Below are 19,728 nucleotides of genomic sequence, written 5' to 3'. Positions count from 1 at the left end.
TGTATCGTATTCGCCCCTCGCATTTGCTCGCAGATGCGCTCAGTCGTCGTTTTCGAGGTCCCGCCGTTCATGTCCTTTACCCGTCGTCAAATCCTTACAGGCATCGCCGGTCTTGCTGTAGTCGGCCTTGGCGCGGGCGGTGCTTCGCGTTACTGGATGGGGCGTCGTGAGTCGCAAGCGGGTTCGGACTTTGTGCTGATCGCCGCGCCACTGGATATAGAGTTGGTCTCTGGCCACAAGACACCTGCCTGGGCGTTTGGCGGTTCTGCACCGGGCACCGAGCTGCGGGTGCGGCAGGGCGAGTGGTTGCGCTTGCGCTTCATCAACCAGCTGCCGGTCGAGACGACCATTCACTGGCATGGTATCCGCTTGCCGCTGGAGATGGATGGCGTGCCGTACGTTTCACAGTTGCCAGTGAAGCCGGGTGAATATTTCGATTACAAATTCCGGGTGCCGGATGCCGGTAGCTATTGGTATCACCCGCACGTCAGCAGCAGTGAAGAGCTGGGCCGTGGGCTGGTCGGGCCGCTGATCGTTGAAGAGCGCGAGCCCACCGGTTTCGCCCATGAGCGCACGGTCAGCCTGAAAAGCTGGCATGTGGATGAAGTTGGCGCGTTTACCGAGTTCAGCGTGCTGCGTGAGGCGGCGCGTGAAGGTACGGCGGGTCGGCTTTCGACATTGAATGGTGTTCCGCAGGCGGTCATTGAATTGCCTGCTGGGCAGATTACCCGCGTGCGCTTGCTCAACCTCGATAATACCGTCACCTATCGCCTCAACCTGCCGGACGCCGAGGCGCAGATTTATGCACTGGATGGCAACCCGGTCACGCCGCGGCCGTTTGGCGACGAGTACTGGCTGGGGCCGGGCATGCGCATCTGTCTGGCAATCAAGGCACCGCCTGCGGGTGAGGAAATTTCATTGCGTAACGGCCCGGTGCGTCTGGGAACATTTCGCTCGGTCGCCAATAACGAAGCGCCCGGCCAATGGCCACCCGAGCTGCCTGCCAACCCGGTGGCCGAGCCGGATATGGATAACGCCGAGAAGATAAATTTCAACTTCGAATGGGTGGGCTCGATGTCGGTCAACACCGACAACGGCAAGCCGCCCAGCCTGTGGCAGATCAACGGCGAAGCCTGGGACATCACCGACAAGACTTGCGCCGACCGGCCAATCGCCAAATTGAAGCTGGGCAAGAGCTACATCTTCGAGTTGAAGAACATGACTCAGTATCAGCACCCGATTCACTTGCACGGCATGAGTTTTAAGGTGATCGCGTCCAATCGGCGCAAGATCATTCCGTACTTTACCGACACGTTCTTGCTGGGCCGCAACGAGCGGGCGCGGGTTGCGCTGGTGGCGGATAACCCAGGCGTGTGGATGTTCCACTGCCATGTGATCGATCACATGGAAACCGGCCTCATGGCCGCGATCGAGGTGTCGTGATGCGTCAGCCGCAAATCATCGACCGCAGCAAGGATCAGGACTTCATGCGTGAGGCCCTGGCGCTCGCCGCGCAAGGCGCATTGCTGGGCGAAGTGCCGGTCGGTGCAGTCGTGGTGCAGAACGGCGAGATCATCGGTCGTGGTTACAATTGCCCGATCAGCGCGAGCGACCCCAGTGCGCACGCCGAAATGGTCGCTATTCGTGATGCCGCCAGGGCGCTGGATAATTATCGTCTGCCGGGCAGTACGCTTTACGTGACGCTGGAGCCGTGCAGCATGTGCGCCGGGTTGATCGTGCATTCGCGGGTAGCGCGCGTGGTCTACGGCGCGCTTGAGCCCAAGGCGGGCATCGTTCAAAGCCAGGGGCAGTTTTTCAGTCAGGGCTTTCTCAATCACCGCGTGCTGTTTGAGGGCGGGGTATTGGGCGAGGAATGCGGGGCAATGCTGAGCGAGTTTTTCAGAATGCGCCGGGCGGCCAAGGATGCAGACAAAAACCAGGGCGGCGTTTAGAGCGCAGGCTTGTCCTGGCTGCTGCCTGAAGCAGGCGCAGGCGGCGCGGGCGGTTGGGTCTTGTCGACGCCGGGAACATGCAGGTTGCCATCGGCGACCTGGCTGCCCTCAAGCTGAGGCTGCGTGACCCAGGTCAGAATGTCGTAATAGCGACGAATGTTGGCAACGAAATGCACCGGCTCGCCGCCTCGGGCGTAGCCGTAACGTGTCTTGCTGTACCACTTCTTCTGCGCCAGACGCGGCAGCATTTTCTTCACGTCGAGCCATTTATCAGGATTCAGCCCCTCGTTCTGGGCCAATTTGCGCGCATCTTCGAGGTGACCGCTGCCAATGTTGTAGGACGCGAGAGCTAGCCAAGTGCGATCTGGCTCTTTAATCGAGTCGTCCAGCTGATCCTTTACGTAGGCAAAATACTTTGCCCCGCCCTGAATGCTTTGTCGCGCGTCGAGCCTGTTGGTCACGCCCATCGCCTGAGCGGTGTTCTGGGTCAGCATCATCAGGCCGCGTACACCGGTTTTCGAGGTAACGGCCGGTTGCCACATTGATTCCTGATAGCCGATGGCGGCCAGCAATCTCCAGTCGACCTGTTCTTTCTTGGCCGATGTCTGGAAGTGTTTCTCGTATTTGGGCAAGCGTTCCTGCAAATGCTGCGCAAAGGTATAGGCGCCAACGTAGCCGAGTACGTCAACGTGGCCGTAGTAACGGTCTTTCAGGCGTTGCAGCGTGCCGTTCTTCTCGACCCTGTCGAGGTACGCGTTGATTTCATTAAGCAGGCTGTTGTCTTCGCCCGGTGCAACCACCCAGCGTTGTTCGCGGGCTTCGCCCAGGTCGAAGGCTACACGCACGTTGGGAAAGTACACCTGGTTCATCGCCAACTCGTTGGAGTCGACCAGCGTCAGGTCGATCTGGCCTTCATCGACCATGCGCAGGAGATCGACGACCTCGACCGCGTCCGACTCTTCGTATTCAAGGCCGGGATTCTGCGCCTTGAGTGCCGCAAGCTGCTCGGCATGCGCGCTACCTTTCAGAACCACGATACGTTTGCCCACCAGGTCGCCCGGGTCGGTGGGGCGCGACTGGCCGTTGCGGTAGACAACCTGAGGGGTCACTTCCAGATAAGAGTGCGAGAAACGCGCCTGTTGTTTGCGCTTTGGCGTCTCGATCAGGCCCGCGGCACCCAGGACCGGGCCGCCCGGCTTGTTCATCTGGTCGAACAGATCGTCCAGATTGTCGGCTGTTTCGATCTTCAGTTCGACGCCCAGATCGTCGGCGAAACGCTTGACCAGCTCGTATTCGAAGCCGGTTTCGCCGTTGCGATCCTGAAAGTAAGTCGCCGGGCTGTTACGGGTGATCACCCGCAGTACGCCGTCCTCCTTGACTCGCTCCAGTGTGGTGGGTTTCTCCACACAGGCGCCGAGCATCAGGAAGAGTCCGGTTGCGATGAGCCACTTGGCGCAGCGTGGGCGGAAATCTGGTCTGAAGAACATCGGTGCAGTATACGCAAAGCGCACCGGGCGCCATATCTCGACAGTGAAGCCTGCGTCTGATAGGCGAGGGGGTTTTACAGGCATTTTCAGACTTTTTTTGCGCGGAGCGACATTCGGGCGCACCCGATGCCGCCGTTTTGGGTGATCAAAGGCCCGCTTTAGGCTAGAATGTGCGGCCTCAAAGCACACCCCCTTCTCGAGGCTGTCCCGAAGATGTTGATCCTGCGCGGTGCTCCTGCCCTTTCTGCCTTCCGCCACAGCAAATTACTAGAACAACTGAAACAAAAAGTTTCAGCTGTCAGTGGCTTGTACGCCGAATTCGCCCACTTCGCGGACGTCAACGACGTTCTGACCAGCGAAGAACAGCAGGTTCTCGATCGTCTCCTGAAATACGGCCCCAGCGTGCCGGTTCAAGAGCCGAGCGGCCGTCTGTTTCTGGTGTTGCCGCGTTTTGGCACCATTTCACCCTGGTCGAGCAAGGCCAGCGACATCGCCCGCAATTGCGGCCTGACGAAAATCCAGCGTATCGAGCGCGGGATTGCCTTCTATGTAGAAGGCCAGTTCAGTGAGGCCCAGGCTCAGGCAATCGCCGATAGCCTGCACGACCGCATGACGCAACTGGTGTTGGGCGATCACGAGCAAGCCGCCAGCCTGTTCAGCCACGCCCAGCCCAAGCCGCTGACCGCGGTGGACATTCTGGGTGGCGGCCGTGCGGCGCTGGAAAAAGCCAACGTCGAACTGGGTCTGGCCCTCGCTGAAGATGAAATCGATTACCTGATCACCAGCTTCAACGGTCTCGGGCGCAACCCGCACGACATCGAGCTGATGATGTTTGCCCAGGCAAACTCCGAGCACTGCCGTCACAAGATCTTCAACGCCAGTTGGGATATCGACGGCCAGAGCCAGGAAAAAAGCCTGTTCGGCATGATCAAGAACACCTATCAGATGCACAGCGAAGGCGTGCTGTCCGCGTACAAGGACAACGCTTCGGTGATCGTCGGCAACGTTGCCGGCCGTTTCTTCCCGGACCCGGAAACCCGCCAGTACGGCGCGGTGCAGGAGCCGGTGCATATTCTGATGAAGGTAGAAACTCACAACCACCCGACTGCCATTGCGCCGTTTCCTGGTGCAGCGACCGGTTCCGGCGGCGAGATTCGCGACGAAGGTGCAACCGGTCGCGGTGCCAAGCCCAAGGCGGGGCTGACCGGTTTCACCGTGTCCAACCTGCAGATTCCCGGTTTCGTGCAGCCTTGGGAAGTGCCATACGGCAAGCCCGAGCGCATCGTCACCGCGCTGGACATCATGATTGAAGGCCCGCTGGGTGGCGCGGCGTTCAACAACGAGTTCGGCCGTCCGGCGCTGACCGGCTACTTCCGTACCTTTGAGCAGTCGATTGCCACGCCACATGGCGACGAAGTTCGTGGTTATCACAAGCCGATCATGCTGGCTGGCGGCATGGGCAACATCCGCGAAGATCACGTCCAGAAGGGCGAGATCACCGTGGGTTCCAAGCTGATCGTGCTGGGTGGCCCGGCAATGCTGATCGGCCTGGGCGGCGGCGCAGCGTCCTCGATGGCGACCGGTACAAGTTCTGCCGATCTGGATTTCGCTTCGGTTCAGCGTGAAAACCCAGAGATGGAGCGTCGCTGTCAGGAAGTGATCGACCGCTGCTGGCAGCTGGGCGACCGTAACCCGATCAGCTTCATCCATGACGTCGGTGCCGGTGGTCTGTCCAACGCCTTCCCCGAACTGGTCAACGATGGCGATCGCGGTGGACGTTTCGAACTGCGCAACGTGCCCAACGACGAGCCGGGCATGGCCCCGCTGGAAATCTGGAGCAACGAATCCCAGGAGCGTTACGTGCTGGCCGTCGGCGTCGAAGATTTCGAGCGTTTCAAGGCCATCTGCGAGCGCGAGCGCTGCCCGTTTGCGGTTGTCGGCGAAGCCACGGCAGAGCCGCAACTGACCGTCACTGACAGCCATTTCGGTAACAGTCCGGTAGACATGCCGCTGGAAGTCCTGCTGGGCAAGGCGCCGCGCATGCACCGCTCGGTCGCCCGCGAAGAAGAGATCGGCGATGATTTCGATCCAAGCACGCTGGACATCGAAGAAAGTGTGCAGCGCGTATTGCGCCACCCGGCAGTCGCCAGCAAAAGCTTCCTGATCACCATCGGTGACCGCAGCATTACCGGTCTGGTCGCTCGCGATCAGATGGTCGGTCCATGGCAGGTGCCTGTGGCTGACTGCGCCGTCACCGCCACCAGCTTCGACGTCAACACCGGCGAAGCCATGGCAATGGGCGAGCGTACTCCGCTGGCGCTGCTGAATGCTCCGGCGTCGGGCCGTATGGCGATCGGCGAAACGCTGACCAACATCGCGGCCTCGCGTATTGAAAAGCTTTCTGACATCAAGCTGTCGGCCAACTGGATGTCGGCGGCCGGCCACCCTGGAGAAGACGCGCGTCTTTATGACACCGTGAAAGCGGTGGGCATGGAGCTGTGTCCGGAGCTGGGTATTACCATTCCGGTGGGCAAGGACTCGATGTCCATGAAAACCCGCTGGAGCGACGAAGGCACTGAGAAGAGCGTGACTTCGCCGCTGTCGCTGATCGTGACCGGCTTTGCGCCAGTAGTCGACATTCGTCAGACCCTGACGCCTGAATTGCGCATGGACAAAGGCATCACTGACCTGATCCTGATCGATCTGGGCCGTGGCCAGAACCGCATGGGCGCGTCGATTCTCGCCCAGACCCACGGCAAGCTGGGTCGTGTCGCACCAGACGTCGATGACGCTGAAGACCTCAAAGCCTTCTTCGCCGTGATTCAGGGCCTCAATTCAGACGGTCATATCCTGTCCTATCACGACCGTTCCGACGGTGGTTTGCTGGTCAGCACGCTGGAAATGGCTTTCGCCGGTCACTGCGGTCTGAACCTGCATCTGGACGGTGTGGCCGACAACGTCTCCGAACTGAGCGCGATCCTCTTCAACGAAGAGCTGGGCGCGGTCATCCAGGTGCGTCAGGACGCTACTCCACTGGTGCTGGCGCAATTCAGCGCGGCCGGTCTGGAAGACTGCGTGGCAGTGATCGGTCAGCCGATCAACAACGATGAAGTATCGATCAGCTTCCATGGCGAGCCGGTATTCAGTGGCCAGCGTCGTCTGCTGCAACGTCAGTGGGCCGAGACCAGCTACCAGATCCAGCGCCTGCGTGACAACGCCGAATGCGCGGATCAGGAATTCGATGCGCTGCTGGAAGAGGACAATCCGGGCCTGACCGTCAAGCTGGGCTTCGACGTCAACGAAGATATCGCCGCGCCGTACATCAAGACGGGTGTTCGTCCTCAGGTTGCCGTGCTGCGCGAGCAGGGTGTCAACGGTCAGGTCGAGATGGCGGCAGCCTTTGATCGCGCAGGCTTCAATGCGATTGACGTGCACATGAGCGACATTCTTGCCGGTCGTGTCGACTTGAACGACTTCAAGGGCATGGTTGCCTGTGGCGGCTTCTCCTATGGCGACGTGCTGGGCGCCGGTGAAGGCTGGGCCAAGTCGGCACTGTTCAATAGCCGCGCCCGCGATGCGTTCCAGGGCTTCTTCGAGCGTGCCGACAGCTTCACGCTGGGTGTGTGCAACGGTTGCCAGATGCTGTCCAACCTGCACGAGCTGATTCCGGGCAGCGAGTTCTGGCCCCATTTCGTGCGTAACCGCTCCGAGCAGTTCGAAGCGCGCGTGGCAATGGTTCAGGTTCAGGAGTCGGCGTCGATCTTCCTGCAAGGCATGGCCGGTTCGCGCATGCCAATCGCCATCGCTCACGGTGAAGGTCACGCAGAGTTCCGCAATGACGACGCGCTGCTTGAGGCGGACGTGTCCGGTACTGTGGCACTGCGCTTCGTCGATAACCACGGCAAGGTCACTGAAACCTACCCGGCCAACCCGAACGGCTCGCCGCGCGGTATCGGCGGCATGACCACCCTGGACGGTCGCGTGACGATCATGATGCCGCACCCGGAACGCGTGTTCCGCGCGGTGCAGAACTCGTGGCGTCCCGAGGACTGGAACGAGGACGCTGCCTGGATGCGCATGTTCCGCAACGCGCGGGCCTGGGTTAACTAAGGCGCGTGTACAAGCTCGCCTTCTTTGTTCCGCCGAGCCATGTGGACGAGGTCAAGAGCGCTGTATTCGCTGCTGGTGCAGGGCGAATCGGCGCTTACGATCACTGTTCATGGCAAGTGCTCGGCCAGGGCCAGTTCCGCCCGCTGAATGGCAGTCAGCCATTTGTCGGGCAGAGCGGAGTGGTCGAATCGGTGGAGGAATGGAAGGTCGAGCTGGTCGTGGCTGATGATCTGATTCAGCAAGCAGTGTTGGCGCTTAAGCAGAGCCATCCCTACGAAACGCCTGCTTACGAAGTATGGCGGCTGGAAGAGTTCTGAAGTTGGACGCGGAGCGTCCGGAAATGCTTCCCCATGCTGGCGCGTGGGGACGATAACTATCGTTCAGAGCGTCTCGTGGGAGCGAGCTTGCTCGCGAATGCGCAAAGCCGCCTATTCAAGGCCGAATCTCGATCATCGTCCCGTCTTTCACCAGATCCCATATCTCCCGCATGTCGTTGTTCTTCAGCGCGATGCAGCCGTTGGTCCAGTCCAGCGTGTGGAAGTACCACTCCGGATACTCTTCATCCACCGGCGTACCGTGAATCATGATCATGCTGCCCGGTTTCACGCCTTCGCGACGTGCCCGTGCCGAGTCCGAAATGTTCGGGTAGGAAATGTGCATCGACAGGTTGTAGTTATTGCTGGGCTTGCGCCAGTCGAGCCAGTAGAAACCTTCCGGCGTGCGTTGGTCGCCTTCCTGCAGTTTGGTGCCCTTGGGGTTCTTGCCCAAAGAGATTCGATAGGTCTTCAGGGCCTCGCCACCGCTGATCAGTTGCAACTGGCGAACCGACTTGAGTACCAGCACCTTGTCGATCGGCTTGCTGGCAATACTCTCGGTATTGATGACTTTATTGTTGATGATTTTCTGTTCGCTGCCCTTGGGCACGATGGTCTGGGTAAACGCAGCCTGCGAAAGCGGTACGAATGACATACAAAAGAAGGCGAACAACCAGCGCATTACGATTTCCCTGAAGGTGCTTCTTTCTATAAAAAACGCCGATATTGTGTGCGACCCTGACTTTCAGGTGTCCAGCAACGGACGTGACGGGGGAAGGGCGCTGGTATGAACCGGGTAGACCTGCCGACGCCGATCCGCGAAGAAGTATTCTAGGGTACGCCCGACTGTCATGAAAGCCAGGTCCGACCACGGAATGTCGGCTTCGTCGAATAACTGCACTTCCAGACTCTCGATTCCTGCGGCGAATGAGTCAGTAGCCATTTCTGCCCGATAGAACACATGCACCTGATTGATATGCGGAACGTCGATCAAAGTGTATAGATGCAGGTCGGTCAGAGTGGCGCAGGCTTCCTCGATGGTTTCACGCCGCGCGGCCTGTTCGATGGTTTCGCCGTTCTCCATGAAACCGGCCGGTAACGTCCAGAAACCCAGGCGCGGTTCTATGGCCCTGCGGCACAGCAGGACCTTGTCGCCCAGCGTCACCAGGCAGCCCGCCACGATGTTCGGATTCTGGTAATGAATGGTGTGGCAATGCTCGCAGACATACCGCAATCGGCTGTCGCCTTCGGGAATACGCTGGATAACGGGGTTGCCGCACTGGCTGCAAAATTTCATGGGGTCAGTCGATAGTGAACGCAGTCGCTATCTTGGCCTGTCGTGCTGCGGCTCGGCAACCCTCTGTGTGACAGGAGTTGCTTTGCAAGGGGTTGGGCGCAACCTCGCTTTGGTGCATGATGCCAGACAGGCAACAGATCGAGATTTCCCATGCTGGATGAGCTACTTCGCCGTGTAGTCAATCATACGCCCGAAACCCTCGACTCGGATCGACGATTCCCCGAGGCGGCTGTTCTGGTGCCTGTCACCCGCAGTGAACAACCCGAGCTGATTCTGACCCTGCGTGCCAGTGGCCTGTCTACGCATGGTGGCGAAGTGGCTTTTCCGGGGGGACGACGCGATCCAGGCGACCCGGACCTGATTTTTACTGCCCTGCGCGAGGCCGAGGAAGAAATCGGCCTGCCTCCCGGGCTGGTCGAAGTAGTCGGCCCGTTAAGCCCGCTTATCTCCAAACATGGCATTAAAGTCACGCCGTATGTCGGTGTCATACCTGACTTTGTCGAATACCAGCCCAATGACGGCGAGATCGCGGCGGTGTTCAGCGTACCGCTGGAGTTCTTCCGTCAGGACACCCGTGAACACACGCACCGCATTGATTACGAAGGCCGCAGTTGGTACGTGCCCAGTTACCGTTACGGCGGGTACAAGATCTGGGGGCTTACCGCGATCATGATCGTCGAGCTGGTCAATGTGCTGTACGACACCAAAATCAGTCTGCATCATCCGCCCGAGCGCTCGACCACTTGAACCTGAGTGGCCTGCAGCAGAAGTGCTGTCCACAGAAAGTGCTGCTCACAAGAAGTGCTGTTCATAACAATCCGTACCCATGAGTACGACCCGCCTGAGGAAGCTGCATGAAATATCGCCTGGGGGAATCCCGTGTCCAGACCGACCCGCAGAGCTGGGTTGCTCCCAATGCAGTGTTGATCGGCAATGTCAGGCTGGAAGCCGGGGCAAGTGTGTGGTTCAACGCGGTGTTGCGTGGCGACAATGAGCTGATCCATATCGGTGAAAACAGTAACGTGCAGGATGGTACGGTAATGCACACCGACATGGGTTCGCCCCTGAGCATCGGCAAGAGCGTGACCATTGGGCATAACGCGATGTTGCATGGTTGTAGTGTTGACGATTACAGCCTGATCGGTATCAATGCGGTCATACTCAATGGGGCGAAGATTGGTAAATACTGCATCATCGGCGCCAATTCGCTGATCGGAGAAAACAAGGTCATTCCCGACGGGTCGCTGGTCATGGGGTCACCGGGCAAAGTAGTGCGCGAACTCACCGACGTGCAGAAGAAAATGCTGGAAGCCAGCGCCGCCCATTACGTACACAATGCCCAGCGTTACGCCCGTGACCTGGTTGTGCAGGAAGAGTGATGAGCACTGATACCCCGATTGAAAAGCCGGTCCGTTCTCCCTGCGTGAGCATTTGTGCGCTCGATGAGCAGGATATATGCACCGGTTGCCAGCGAACCGTGAACGAGATCACCCGGTGGAGCCGGATGAGCAACGTCGAGCGCCGTGTTGTGCTCGGGCTGTGCGACGAGCGCGCCAGGGCCAGCGGGTTGATGTGGACGGTGGGCGGGGCAGGCTGATCAGTGCTTGACGCTCTGCGTCGCAAGAGGACGCAGAGCGTCCGGAACGGCATGCGACGCAGAGCGCCGCACGATAGTCGGGTTGATCGTTCCGCACGCTCCAGCGTGGGAATGCAGTTCTCGACGCTCTGCGTCGTACGATAGTTGAGGCTCGTTGAGCTATCATTGCCATCCGTTTCCCCAAGCGTATAACCCTCCATGCTTTTCCTCATCGCTTACATCGGCAGTGTCGTGCTGATCAACTTCGCCTTCTCCAGTGCGCCGCATCTGGACATCATCTGGTCTGCCTGGGGCGGGCTGGTGTTTGTGCTGCGCGATATGGTGCAGATTCGCTTTGGTCATGGCGCGATCATCGCCATGCTGGTGGCGCTGGTGCTTTCCTACGTCACCAGCGATCCGACCATTGCCCTGGCCAGCGCCACTGCGTTCGCGGTCTCCGAGTGCATTGACTGGCTGGTGTTCAGTATCACCAGACGCCCATTGCGTGACCGGTTATGGATCAGCTCGGCACTCAGTATTCCGCTGGATACCTTTATCTTCTTCGGCATGATCGACGCCCTGACTGCACCAGTTGTGCTCACTGCACTGGCATCGAAGTTCGCCGGCGTGACCCTGGTCTGGATGATCATGGCCTGGCGAGCGCGCAACAATGCTTGTCCGGGCTGAGCCCCAATTTGCCGGGGCTTCGTGGTAAATTGCGCGCCTTTCTCCACAGCGGTTGCTTGCATAAGGCAGGCAGCCCTCGATATCTGCTTCACGAGGACCTGAGATGACTCAAATCGGAACTCCACTGTCGCCCACCGCGACTCGCGTACTGTTCTGCGGCAGCGGCGAACTGGGCAAGGAAGTCGTGATCGAGCTGCAGCGCCTGGGCGTTGAAGTGATCGCTGTTGACCGTTATGAGAACGCGCCCGCGATGCAGGTTGCTCATCGCAGCCATGTGATCAACATGCTCGACGGTGCCGCGTTGCGTGCAGTCATCGAGGCCGAGAAGCCGGATTTCATCGTTCCGGAAATCGAAGCCATCGCCACTGCAACTCTGGTTGAGCTTGAGGCCGAAGGCTTCACTGTGATCCCGACCGCGCGCGCGGCACAGTTGACCATGAACCGTGAAGGCATTCGTCGTCTGGCGGCCGAAGAGCTGAAACTGCCAACTTCGCCTTACCACTTTGCCGACACCTTCGAGGACTACAGCAAGGCGGTCGAAGACCTCGGTTTCCCGTGCGTGGTCAAGCCGGTCATGAGTTCGTCGGGCAAAGGGCAAAGCCTGCTCAAGAGCGCCGATGACGTGCAGAAAGCCTGGGATTACGCGCAGGAAGGCGGTCGCGCTGGCAAGGGCCGCGTCATTGTCGAAGGTTTCATCGACTTCGATTACGAAATCACCCTGCTGACCGTGCGTCACATCGGTGGCACCACGTTCTGCGCGCCGGTTGGCCATCGCCAGGAGAAGGGCGACTATCAGGAATCCTGGCAGCCGCAGGCCATGAGCCCGGTAGCGTTGGCAGAGTCCGAGCGTGTTGCAAGGGCGGTGACCGAGGCATTGGGTGGCCGTGGCATGTTCGGCGTCGAGCTGTTCATCAAGGGCGATCAAGTGTGGTTCAGCGAAGTCTCGCCGCGCCCGCACGACACCGGTCTGGTCACCCTGATTTCTCAGGATCTGTCGCAGTTTGCCCTGCACGCTCGCGCGATTCTCGGCCTGCCCATCCCGTTGATCCGCCAGTTCGGGCCATCTGCTTCCGCAGTGATTCTGGTCGAAGGCCAGTCCACTCAGACCGCTTTCGCTAACCTCGGCGCGGCGCTGGCCGAGCCTGACACCGCGTTGCGCCTGTTCGGCAAACCGGAAGTCAACGGTCAACGCCGCATGGGCGTTGCCCTGGCTCGCGATGAGTCCATCGAAGCCGCGCGGGCCAAAGCGACCCGAGCATCGCAAGCGGTAGACGTAAAGTTGTAAGGGTGCAGCTGCAAGCTACAAGCAGGAGTGTGGTGCTCTTGCTTGCAGCTTGAGGCTTATAGCTCCCTATCCCGAGTTTCCTTCAGGCTCAACACCGCCAGCACGCTGATCAGCGCAGCTGCAGATACATACCCGCCCACCCAGCTCAAGCCGCCCATCGCCACCAGTTTCTGGGCGAAGAAGGGTGCAACCGAAGCGCCGACGATTCCGCCCAGGTTGTACGCCGCCGATGCGCCTGTGTAGCGAACCTGTGTCGGGAACAGTTCTGGCAGCAGTGCGCCCATGGGGGCAAACGTAATGCCCATCAGAAACAGCTCGATGCACAGAAACAACGCCACAGCCCAGGTGCTGCCGTGGGTTAACAGTGGTTCCATGGTGAAACCTGACAGAATCGCCAGCACACCGCCAACAATCAGTACCGGCTTGCGCCCGAAGCGGTCGCTTGCCAGTGCAGCCAATGGCGTGGCAGCCGCCATGAACAGCACCGCAAAGCACAACAGCCCCAGAAACGTTTCACGGGTATAGCCCAGCGTGGCCACGCCGTAACTCAATGAAAACACCGTCGAGATATAAAACAGCGCATAACAGACGACCATCGACGCTGCACCAAGCAGCATTGGCCGCCAATGCTGGCTGAAGGTTTCCACGATCGGCAGGCTGACGCGTTGGTGATGGGCCATGGCCTTGGCGAAGACCGGAGTTTCTTCCAGCTTCAGGCGCACATACAGCCCGACCATGACCAGCACGGCGCTGAGCAGAAACGGGATTCGCCAGCCCCACGCGCGAAACTGCTCGTCGCTCAGGGTCATGGCCAGTGCCAGAAACAGGCCATTGGCGGCCAGAAAACCGATTGAAGGTCCCAACTGTGGAAACATGCCGAACCAGGCGCGTTTGCCTTTCGGGGCGTTCTCGGTCGCCAGAAGCGCAGCGCCACCCCATTCCCCGCCCAAGCCAAGCCCCTGACCGAAGCGCAGTACACATAGCAGAATCGGTGCCCACGCGCCGATAGTCGCGTAACCGGGCAATACGCCGATCAGCGTGGTGCAGATACCCATCAGCAGCAGCGACGCCACCAGGGTCGATTTACGCCCGATCCGGTCGCCAAAATGACCGAACAGCGCCGACCCGAGGGGGCGGGCGAGAAAGGCGATACCGAAGGTTAGAAATGACGACAGCATCTGCGCCGTACCTGAGGTCTGCGGGAAAAACACCGGACCTATCACTAGCGCGGCGGCAGTGGCGTAAACGTAAAAGTCGTAGAACTCGATAGCCGTGCCGATAAAGCTGGCTGTCGCGACGCGGGTTGCCGAATTCACCGGTTTTACGGACTCGGTGTTATTTTCGCGAGAGAGCGGGGTGCTGGTCATGCGGATTCCCTGGCTGTCGACTCGCCGGGCGGCAAGGACCGTGCTCCGGCTAGCATTCATTATTGTGATTGTGGGTAAAGCGTCGAGCAGAGTAACCCGAATGGGTCGAGAGACAAGGGTGTCGCCGGGATCTATTTGAAGGCAGAAATCTATTTGAAGGTGCGAACGAGGGTGTTCTGCCACATGGCCACGCGCTTGACGCGATTGTCTTCGGTCTCGAGGATTTCCAGCCGGTAAGGCCCTATTTTCAGGCAGACCGGAGCCTCTGGAATGGTTTCCAATGCTTCTGTAACCAACCCGTTAACGGTTTTCGGACCATCCGAAGGCAGGTGCCAGCCAAGGCTTTTATTGAGTTCGCGAATGGATGCAGCACCTTCTACCTCAAGGCGTCCGTCTTCCTGTTGCTTGACGTGGGGATTGTCCAGCCGCTGCTCGCTTTCGAATTCGCCGACGATTTCTTCAAGAATGTCTTCAAGTGTGACGATACCCAGCACTTCCCCGTACTCATCAACCACCACGCCGAGGCGGCGCTGCTGTTTGTGGAAATTCAGCAACTGCAACTGCAACGGAGTGCTTTCCGGAACGAAATAAGGCTCGTAGCAGACTGCCAGCAACTGCTCTTTGGTCAGTGTGCCTTTGGGCAGCAGGTGGCTGATGTCGCGTGTATTGATGACGCCTTGAACCTGATTTATGTCGTTGTGATAGACCGGCAGGCGCGTGTGACGTGAAATGATCAGGCGCTCGATGATCAGCTCCATCGGATCATCAAGGTTGACGCCATCCACCTCGTTGCGCGGTATCAGGATGTCATTGACCGTTATGCTGTCCAGTGCGCGGATGCCCGACAGCACGCTGGCGCGCGGATAGTGCTCGTGAACAATGTCGTGGCGGTTGGTTTTCTGCACATCGTCTTCAAAGTTCTGCTCCTGTTGCTGCACGTGGCGTGACAGAAACGGGCGCAGCAGCGTCTTGGCGAGCACGTTGAACACGTAGGCCAGCGGCCAGACGATCTTCATTGGAATGCGCAGTACGCCATTGCCCAGTAGCAGTGTCGAGACAGGATGACGGTTCGCCAGGCGGCGCGGTATGTATTCGGCGAACACCAGCATGACGCTCACGGTACCCAGCCATGCCACGGTCGGGCCGTTGTAGAGCCAGTAATGGGCAGCAATCAGTGTTGCGATTACGGTGATCAGCACTCTTATCAGCGTATTGCCCAGGATCAGGCTGTTCAGGTTGAACGCCAGCTCGGGAAGCGGCGCGGCCTTGTCCGAACGGCTGGCGGCGCGCATTGCCTTGAGTTGGTGGTGCGCGGCTTCGACTGACGTCAGCAGACCAGCCCAGAGCATAAGGAGGGCGAGGACGCCAAGCAGTGGGCCAAGGGGCAGATTATCCATGATCAGGGCCCGTCAGATGTGCAGGATGAATTCGCGTACCAGCTTGCTGCCGAAGTAGGCGAGCATCAGCAGGCAGAAGCCGCCCAGGGTCCAGCGAATGGCTTTGTGGCCTCGCCATCCAAGGCGATTGCGCCCCCACAGCAGTACGCTGAACACGACCCAGGCCAGGCAAGCCAGCAGGGTCTTGTGCACCAGATGCTGGGCAAACAGGTTTTCAACGAACAGCCAGCCGGAAATCAGCGACAGTGAAAGCAGTGTCCAGCCAGCCCAGAGAAAGCCGAACAAAAGGCTTTCCATGGTTTGCAGCGGCGGGAAGTTCTTGATCAGTCCGGAAGGGTGCTTGTGCTTGAGCCGGTAGTCCTGCAACAGCAACAGCAACGCCTGGAATACGGCAATGGTGAACATCCCGTAAGCCAGCAGCGACAGCAGGATATGGCTCAGGATGCCGGGTTCTTCCATGATCGGCTGTACGGTGCCGCTGGGGGCGAACTGGGCGAGCATCACGGTGACCATTCCCAATGGGAACAGCAGCACCAGCAGGTTTTCCACCGGAATGCGTGACGTGGCGATCAGGGTCACAACGATCACTGACGCGGCGATAAGGCTGGCCGAGTTGAAAAAGTCCAGACCCAGGCCGACGGAATGCGTCAGTTGGGAAAACAGACCGGTGGCGTGTGCGATCACCGCCAGCGTACCGAGCAGGCAAAGCAGCCGCTTGTCGGGCTTGACGGCCTGGCTCAGGCGCAGGCTCTGATAGACGGTCGCAGCGGCGTACAGAACGGCGGCGGCGAGGCTGGGAAGCAGGCTGGGTGGCAAAGGGGACATAGATCCTGATGGACGGGCCTGAAAAGACGTTGAGTTTGGCATAGAACCGGCAAATCACGAAAGACCACAGAAGCAGACTGCGTGGTGTCCGTGCGGCGGAGTCTTCGCTATAATCCGCGACCTGCTCAAGCCGCAGGCTCGCCGAGCGCCATTTCTGCATTACGGGCCGGGCCGCATCAACCGGGGTTCGACGAGAGCCTGAAAGGATCGCGCATGTTTGAAAACCTGACTGACCGCCTCTCGCAGACGCTGCGCCATGTTACTGGCAAGGCCAAGCTGAACGAGGACAACATCAAAGATACCTTGCGCGAAGTGCGTATGGCGTTGCTTGAAGCCGACGTCGCCTTGCCGGTGGTCAAAGACTTCGTCAACAACGTCAAGGAGCGCGCCGTCGGCACCGAGGTGTCGCGCAGCCTGACACCAGGCCAGGCGTTCGTGAAGATCGTCCAGGCCGAACTCGAAAGCCTGATGGGCGCTGCCAACGAAGATCTGGTGCTCAATGTCACGCCGCCTGCCGTCATCCTCATGGCGGGCCTGCAGGGTGCGGGCAAGACCACTACCGCCGGCAAACTGGCGCGCTTCCTTAAAGAGCGCAAGAAGAAAACCGTGATGGTTGTGTCGGTCGACGTCTACCGTCCTGCCGCCATCAAGCAGCTTGAAACCCTGGCCAACGACATCGGTGTGACGTTCTTCGCCTCCGATATCAGCCAGAAGCCGGTCGACATCGCCCTGGCGGCCATTAAAGAAGCCAAGCTCAAGTTTATTGACGTAGTTATCGTCGATACCGCCGGTCGTCTGCACGTCGATGTCGAGATGATGGGCGAGATTCAGGCGCTGCATGCTGCGACCAAGCCAGCTGAAACGCTGTTCGTGGTCGATGCCATGACCGGTCAGGATGCGGCCAACACCGCCAAGGCCTTCGGCGATGCACTGCCGCTGACCGGTGTGATCCTCACCAAGGTCGACGGTGATGCACGCGGTGGTGCGGCCCTGTCGGTGCGTGCAATTACCGGCAAGCCGATCAAGTTCATCGGTATGGGCGAAAAGAGCGAGGCGCTGGAGCCTTTCCACCCAGACCGTATCGCGTCGCGAATCCTTGGCATGGGCGATGTGCTCAGCCTTATCGAGCAGGCTGAACAGACCCTCGACAAGGATAAAGCCGACAAACTGGCGAAAAAGCTCAAGAAAGGCAAAGGCTTCGATCTCGAAGACTTCCGCGATCAGTTGCAGCAGATGAAAAACATGGGCGGCCTTGGCGGTCTCATGGACAAGCTGCCAAGCATCGGCGGCGTCAATCTTGCGCAGATGGGCAATGCCCAGGGCGCGGCCGAGAAGCAGTTCAAGCAGATGGAAGCCATCATCAACTCGATGACGCCTGGCGAACGCCGTGACCCGGACCTTATCAGCGGCTCGCGCAAGCGCCGTATTGCAATGGGCTCGGGTACCCAGGTGCAGGACATCGGGCGTCTGATCAAGCAGCACAAACAGATGCAGAAGATGATGAAGAAGTTCTCCGCCAAGGGCGGAATGGCAAAAATGATGCGCGGCATGGGCGGAATGCTCCCTGGCGGCGGCATGCCAAAAATGTAATTGCGTCGCGTGCAAGCCTCTTTGCACGCGTCCCACACGGGGGGCGACCCCCGGTCAGCCCGCGTTATGCGGGCTTTTACCTGCTGTCATACCGACAGCTCCCTCGCAAATCTGGAAGGCATGCCGATAGGCGCCGGAAAAAGACATTTGCAAAAGTCGGGATATTCCTTAGAATATGCGGCCTTTCGGGCACCTATGCCCGCTGTGCATCTTAGATTTGCAGCACCGACTACAGGAACGATGTTCAATGCTAACCATCCGTCTTGCCCTTGGCGGCTCCAAAAAGCGCCCGTTTTACCACTTGACCGTAACCGACAGCCGCAACGCTCGTGACGGTTCCCACAAGGAACAGGTTGGTTTCTTCAACCCGGTTGCCCGTGGTCAGGAAATCCGTCTGTCCGTTAACGAAGAACGCGTCAACTACTGGTTGAGCGTTGGTGCACAAACTTCCGAGCGCGTTGCCCAGCTGCTCAAAGAGCACAACAAGACCAAGGCCGCGGCCTGAGTCTTATGAACGCGACGCCTGCATCTGCCGACGATCTGATCGTCATTGGCAAGATTTACTCGGTTCATGGCGTTCGCGGCGAAGTGAAGGTCTTTTCCTTTACTGATCCGATTGGAAACCTGTTGGACTACAAAACCTGGACGCTTCGGCGCGAAGGCAGCGTTGAGAAACAGGTGGAGCTGGTCAGCGGACGCTTGCAAAGCAAGTTTCTGGTCGCAAAGCTCAAAGGTCTCGATGATCGTGAAGAAGCTCGTCTTCTCTCCGGTTACGAAATCTGCGTGCCGCGTAACCTGTTCCCTGATCTGGACGATGGCGAGTACTACTGGTACCAGCTTGAAGGCCTCAAGGTCATCGACCAACTCGGGCAACTGCTCGGGAAAATCGATCACCTGCTCGAAACCGGCTCGAACGATGTAATGGTTGTAAAGCCCTGCGCGGGTAGCCTGGATGATCGTGAACGCCTGTTGCCCTATACGGAGCAATGCGTGTTGGCAATCGATATGGCTGCTGGCGAGATGAAGGTGGATTGGGACGCGGACTTCTGAATGCCATGGCAAGCCTGCGCATAGAAGTCATCAGTCTGTTTCCCGAGATGTTTTCCGCCATCAGCGAATACGGCATTACCAGCCGTGCGGTGAAACAAGGGCTGTTGCAGCTGACTTGTTGGAATCCGCGGGATTACACCACTGATCGCCATCACACTGTGGATGATCGCCCATTTGGCGGTGGTCCGGGCATGGTGATGAAGATCAAGCCCCTTGAAGATGCTCTGGTTCAGGCCAGGCAAGCGGCAGGGGATGCGGCGAAGGTTATTTACCTGTCGCCACAAGGCCGCCAGCTGAATCAGTCTGCGGTACGCGAACTGGCGCAGGAGGAAGCGATTATCCTCATCGCCGGTCGTTATGAAGGCATTGACGAGCGTTTTATTGATGCTCATGTCGATGAAGAGTGGTCGATTGGTGACTATGTTCTTTCCGGTGGCGAGCTGCCGGCTATGGTCCTGATTGACGCGGTTACGCGGCTGCTGCCTGGAGCTTTAGGGCATGTGGACTCCGCGGAGGAAGATTCCTTCACGGACGGTCTGCTGGATTGCCCGCACTACACCCGACCTGAGGTGTATGCGGATCAGCGTGTTCCCGACGTGTTGCTAAGTGGCAATCACGCGCACATCCGGCGTTGGCGTTTACAGCAGTCCCTTGGGCGGACCTATGAACGACGCGCTGATCTTCTGGAAAGCCGCTCGCTTTCTGGAGAAGAGAAGAAGCTGCTGGCGGAATACATCCGCGAGCGGGACGATAGTTAACGTATCGATGGTCGATCCATACGGATTACCTTA

General features: G+C 59.0%; 18 protein-coding genes and 1 pseudogene. 13 read left to right on the top strand and 6 right to left on the bottom strand.

Translation table 11 applies throughout. The features are described from left to right. Positions 1-69 precede the first annotated feature (69 nt). Positions 70-1,443 (top strand): multicopper oxidase family protein, encoded by a 1,374-nt coding sequence (locus RYC17_RS10930; RefSeq protein ID WP_057421724.1) that lies wholly within the window; start codon positions 70-72, stop codon positions 1,441-1,443. Then, positions 1,443-1,952, top strand: coding sequence for a tRNA adenosine(34) deaminase TadA (gene tadA, locus RYC17_RS10925; protein ID WP_044317308.1), 510 nt, complete (start codon positions 1,443-1,445; stop codon positions 1,950-1,952). Before RYC17_RS10930 ends, tadA begins: the two co-directional genes overlap by 1 nt. Here the strand turns inward: tadA and mltF are convergent. Then, on the bottom strand, positions 1,949-3,439 hold the full coding sequence (mltF, locus tag RYC17_RS10920; protein WP_219171712.1) for a membrane-bound lytic murein transglycosylase MltF: 1,491 nt from the start codon (positions 3,437-3,439) through the stop codon (positions 1,949-1,951). The genes tadA and mltF overlap by 4 nt on opposite strands. A gap of 213 nt (positions 3,440-3,652) precedes the next feature. On the opposite strand from mltF, the gene purL reads away from it, so the two are divergent. Then, complete coding sequence (purL, locus tag RYC17_RS10915) at positions 3,653-7,549, top strand: phosphoribosylformylglycinamidine synthase (RefSeq protein ID WP_122259229.1); 3,897 nt, start codon at positions 3,653-3,655, stop codon at positions 7,547-7,549. A gap of 5 nt (positions 7,550-7,554) precedes the next feature. Continuing rightward, a complete protein-coding gene (locus RYC17_RS10910; protein ID WP_004656323.1) occupies positions 7,555-7,866 on the top strand; it encodes a YqfO family protein in 312 nt (103 codons plus the stop codon). A gap of 115 nt (positions 7,867-7,981) precedes the next feature. On the opposite strand, the pseudogene RYC17_RS10905 reads toward RYC17_RS10910, so the two are convergent. Further along, positions 7,982-8,404 (bottom strand): annotated as a pseudogene (locus RYC17_RS10905) (L,D-transpeptidase family protein); the annotation flags it as partial. Between the two features lie 204 nt (positions 8,405-8,608). Beyond that, positions 8,609-9,160 (bottom strand): NUDIX hydrolase, encoded by a 552-nt coding sequence (locus RYC17_RS10900; RefSeq protein ID WP_058399620.1) that lies wholly within the window; start codon positions 9,158-9,160, stop codon positions 8,609-8,611. A 150-nt stretch (positions 9,161-9,310) separates the two neighbouring features. Between RYC17_RS10900 and RYC17_RS10895 the strand changes: the two genes are divergently transcribed. The 5 genes from RYC17_RS10895 (at position 9,311) to purT (ending at position 12,708) form a co-directional block, all read left to right on the top strand. Further along, positions 9,311-9,907, top strand: a complete 597-nt coding sequence (locus RYC17_RS10895; protein ID WP_044323865.1) for a CoA pyrophosphatase — start codon at positions 9,311-9,313, stop codon at positions 9,905-9,907. Between the two features lie 107 nt (positions 9,908-10,014). After that, positions 10,015-10,539 carry a gamma carbonic anhydrase family protein gene (locus tag RYC17_RS10890; RefSeq protein ID WP_002552513.1) on the top strand — a complete coding sequence of 175 codons (525 nt, stop codon included), beginning with the start codon at positions 10,015-10,017 and terminating at the stop codon, positions 10,537-10,539. Beyond that, on the top strand, positions 10,539-10,757 hold the full coding sequence (locus tag RYC17_RS10885; RefSeq protein WP_316903045.1) for a DUF1289 domain-containing protein: 219 nt from the start codon (positions 10,539-10,541) through the stop codon (positions 10,755-10,757). Before RYC17_RS10890 ends, RYC17_RS10885 begins: the two co-directional genes overlap by 1 nt. Before the next feature lie 198 nt (positions 10,758-10,955). After that, positions 10,956-11,423, top strand: coding sequence for a preQ0 transporter (locus tag RYC17_RS10880; protein WP_004666056.1), 468 nt, complete (start codon positions 10,956-10,958; stop codon positions 11,421-11,423). 103 nt (positions 11,424-11,526) lie between these two features. Then, positions 11,527-12,708, top strand: coding sequence for a formate-dependent phosphoribosylglycinamide formyltransferase (gene purT / locus RYC17_RS10875; RefSeq protein ID WP_058407377.1), 1,182 nt, complete (start codon positions 11,527-11,529; stop codon positions 12,706-12,708). Positions 12,709-12,764: 56 nt separating this feature from the next. Here the strand turns inward: purT and RYC17_RS10870 are convergent, their stop codons facing one another. From RYC17_RS10870 to RYC17_RS10860, 3 genes are all read right to left on the bottom strand, one after another. Continuing rightward, positions 12,765-14,075, bottom strand: coding sequence for an MFS transporter (locus tag RYC17_RS10870; RefSeq protein WP_058399621.1), 1,311 nt, complete (start codon positions 14,073-14,075; stop codon positions 12,765-12,767). 149 nt (positions 14,076-14,224) lie between these two features. Further along, a complete protein-coding gene (locus RYC17_RS10865; RefSeq protein WP_058399622.1) occupies positions 14,225-15,472 on the bottom strand; it encodes a CNNM domain-containing protein in 1,248 nt (415 codons plus the stop codon). Positions 15,473-15,484: 12 nt separating this feature from the next. Continuing rightward, a complete protein-coding gene (locus tag RYC17_RS10860) occupies positions 15,485-16,297 on the bottom strand; it encodes an inner membrane protein YpjD (RefSeq protein WP_058407374.1) in 813 nt (270 codons plus the stop codon). Between the two features lie 213 nt (positions 16,298-16,510). On the opposite strand from RYC17_RS10860, the gene ffh reads away from it, so the two are divergent. The 4 genes from ffh (at position 16,511) to trmD (ending at position 19,695) form a co-directional block, all read left to right on the top strand. Next, positions 16,511-17,887 carry a signal recognition particle protein gene (ffh, locus tag RYC17_RS10855; protein WP_002552520.1) on the top strand — a complete coding sequence of 459 codons (1,377 nt, stop codon included), beginning with the start codon at positions 16,511-16,513 and terminating at the stop codon, positions 17,885-17,887. Positions 17,888-18,134: 247 nt separating this feature from the next. Then, positions 18,135-18,392, top strand: a complete 258-nt coding sequence (gene rpsP / locus RYC17_RS10850) for a 30S ribosomal protein S16 (protein ID WP_002552521.1) — start codon at positions 18,135-18,137, stop codon at positions 18,390-18,392. A gap of 5 nt (positions 18,393-18,397) precedes the next feature. Further along, positions 18,398-18,937: a ribosome maturation factor RimM gene (rimM, locus tag RYC17_RS10845; RefSeq protein ID WP_002552522.1), complete on the top strand. Its 540-nt coding sequence runs from the start codon at positions 18,398-18,400 to the stop codon at positions 18,935-18,937. 5 nt (positions 18,938-18,942) lie between these two features. Beyond that, the gene (trmD, locus tag RYC17_RS10840; RefSeq protein ID WP_002552523.1) at positions 18,943-19,695 is read left to right on the top strand and encodes a tRNA (guanosine(37)-N1)-methyltransferase TrmD; all 753 of its coding nucleotides are present in this window, start codon (positions 18,943-18,945) and stop codon (positions 19,693-19,695) included. The last annotated feature ends 33 nt before the right edge of the window (positions 19,696-19,728 follow it).

It is taken from the genome of Pseudomonas syringae group sp. J248-6, from assembly GCF_032586995.1.
In the GTDB taxonomy this organism is placed as follows: Bacteria; Pseudomonadota; Gammaproteobacteria; order Pseudomonadales; family Pseudomonadaceae; genus Aquipseudomonas; species Aquipseudomonas amygdali.
The sequence above is the reverse complement of the archived record's forward strand: the minus strand, read 5'-3'. Positions and strand labels throughout refer to the sequence as shown.

What these genes read in the sequence shown, in the direction of transcription:
- purL (WP_122259229.1), top strand. Translation starts at nt 3,653, where the DNA reads ATGTTGATCCTGCGCGGTGCTCCTGCCCTTTCTGCCTTCCGCCACAGC.
- RYC17_RS10890 (WP_002552513.1), top strand. Translation starts at nt 10,015, where the DNA reads ATGAAATATCGCCTGGGGGAATCCCGTGTCCAGACCGACCCGCAGAGC.
- RYC17_RS10895 (WP_044323865.1), top strand. Translation starts at nt 9,311, where the DNA reads ATGCTGGATGAGCTACTTCGCCGTGTAGTCAATCATACGCCCGAAACC.
- tadA (WP_044317308.1), top strand. Translation starts at nt 1,443, where the DNA reads ATGCGTCAGCCGCAAATCATCGACCGCAGCAAGGATCAGGACTTCATG.
- purT (WP_058407377.1), top strand. Translation starts at nt 11,527, where the DNA reads ATGACTCAAATCGGAACTCCACTGTCGCCCACCGCGACTCGCGTACTG.
- mltF (WP_219171712.1), bottom strand. Translation starts at nt 3,439, where the DNA reads ATGTTCTTCAGACCAGATTTCCGCCCACGCTGCGCCAAGTGGCTCATC.
- trmD (WP_002552523.1), top strand. Translation starts at nt 18,943, where the DNA reads ATGGCAAGCCTGCGCATAGAAGTCATCAGTCTGTTTCCCGAGATGTTT.
- RYC17_RS10900 (WP_058399620.1), bottom strand. Translation starts at nt 9,160, where the DNA reads ATGAAATTTTGCAGCCAGTGCGGCAACCCCGTTATCCAGCGTATTCCC.
- RYC17_RS10880 (WP_004666056.1), top strand. Translation starts at nt 10,956, where the DNA reads ATGCTTTTCCTCATCGCTTACATCGGCAGTGTCGTGCTGATCAACTTC.
- ffh (WP_002552520.1), top strand. Translation starts at nt 16,511, where the DNA reads ATGTTTGAAAACCTGACTGACCGCCTCTCGCAGACGCTGCGCCATGTT.
- RYC17_RS10930 (WP_057421724.1), top strand. Translation starts at nt 70, where the DNA reads ATGTCCTTTACCCGTCGTCAAATCCTTACAGGCATCGCCGGTCTTGCT.
- RYC17_RS10860 (WP_058407374.1), bottom strand. Translation starts at nt 16,297, where the DNA reads ATGTCCCCTTTGCCACCCAGCCTGCTTCCCAGCCTCGCCGCCGCCGTT.
- RYC17_RS10870 (WP_058399621.1), bottom strand. Translation starts at nt 14,075, where the DNA reads ATGACCAGCACCCCGCTCTCTCGCGAAAATAACACCGAGTCCGTAAAA.
- RYC17_RS10885 (WP_316903045.1), top strand. Translation starts at nt 10,539, where the DNA reads ATGAGCACTGATACCCCGATTGAAAAGCCGGTCCGTTCTCCCTGCGTG.
- rimM (WP_002552522.1), top strand. Translation starts at nt 18,398, where the DNA reads ATGAACGCGACGCCTGCATCTGCCGACGATCTGATCGTCATTGGCAAG.
- RYC17_RS10865 (WP_058399622.1), bottom strand. Translation starts at nt 15,472, where the DNA reads ATGGATAATCTGCCCCTTGGCCCACTGCTTGGCGTCCTCGCCCTCCTT.
- rpsP (WP_002552521.1), top strand. Translation starts at nt 18,135, where the DNA reads ATGCTAACCATCCGTCTTGCCCTTGGCGGCTCCAAAAAGCGCCCGTTT.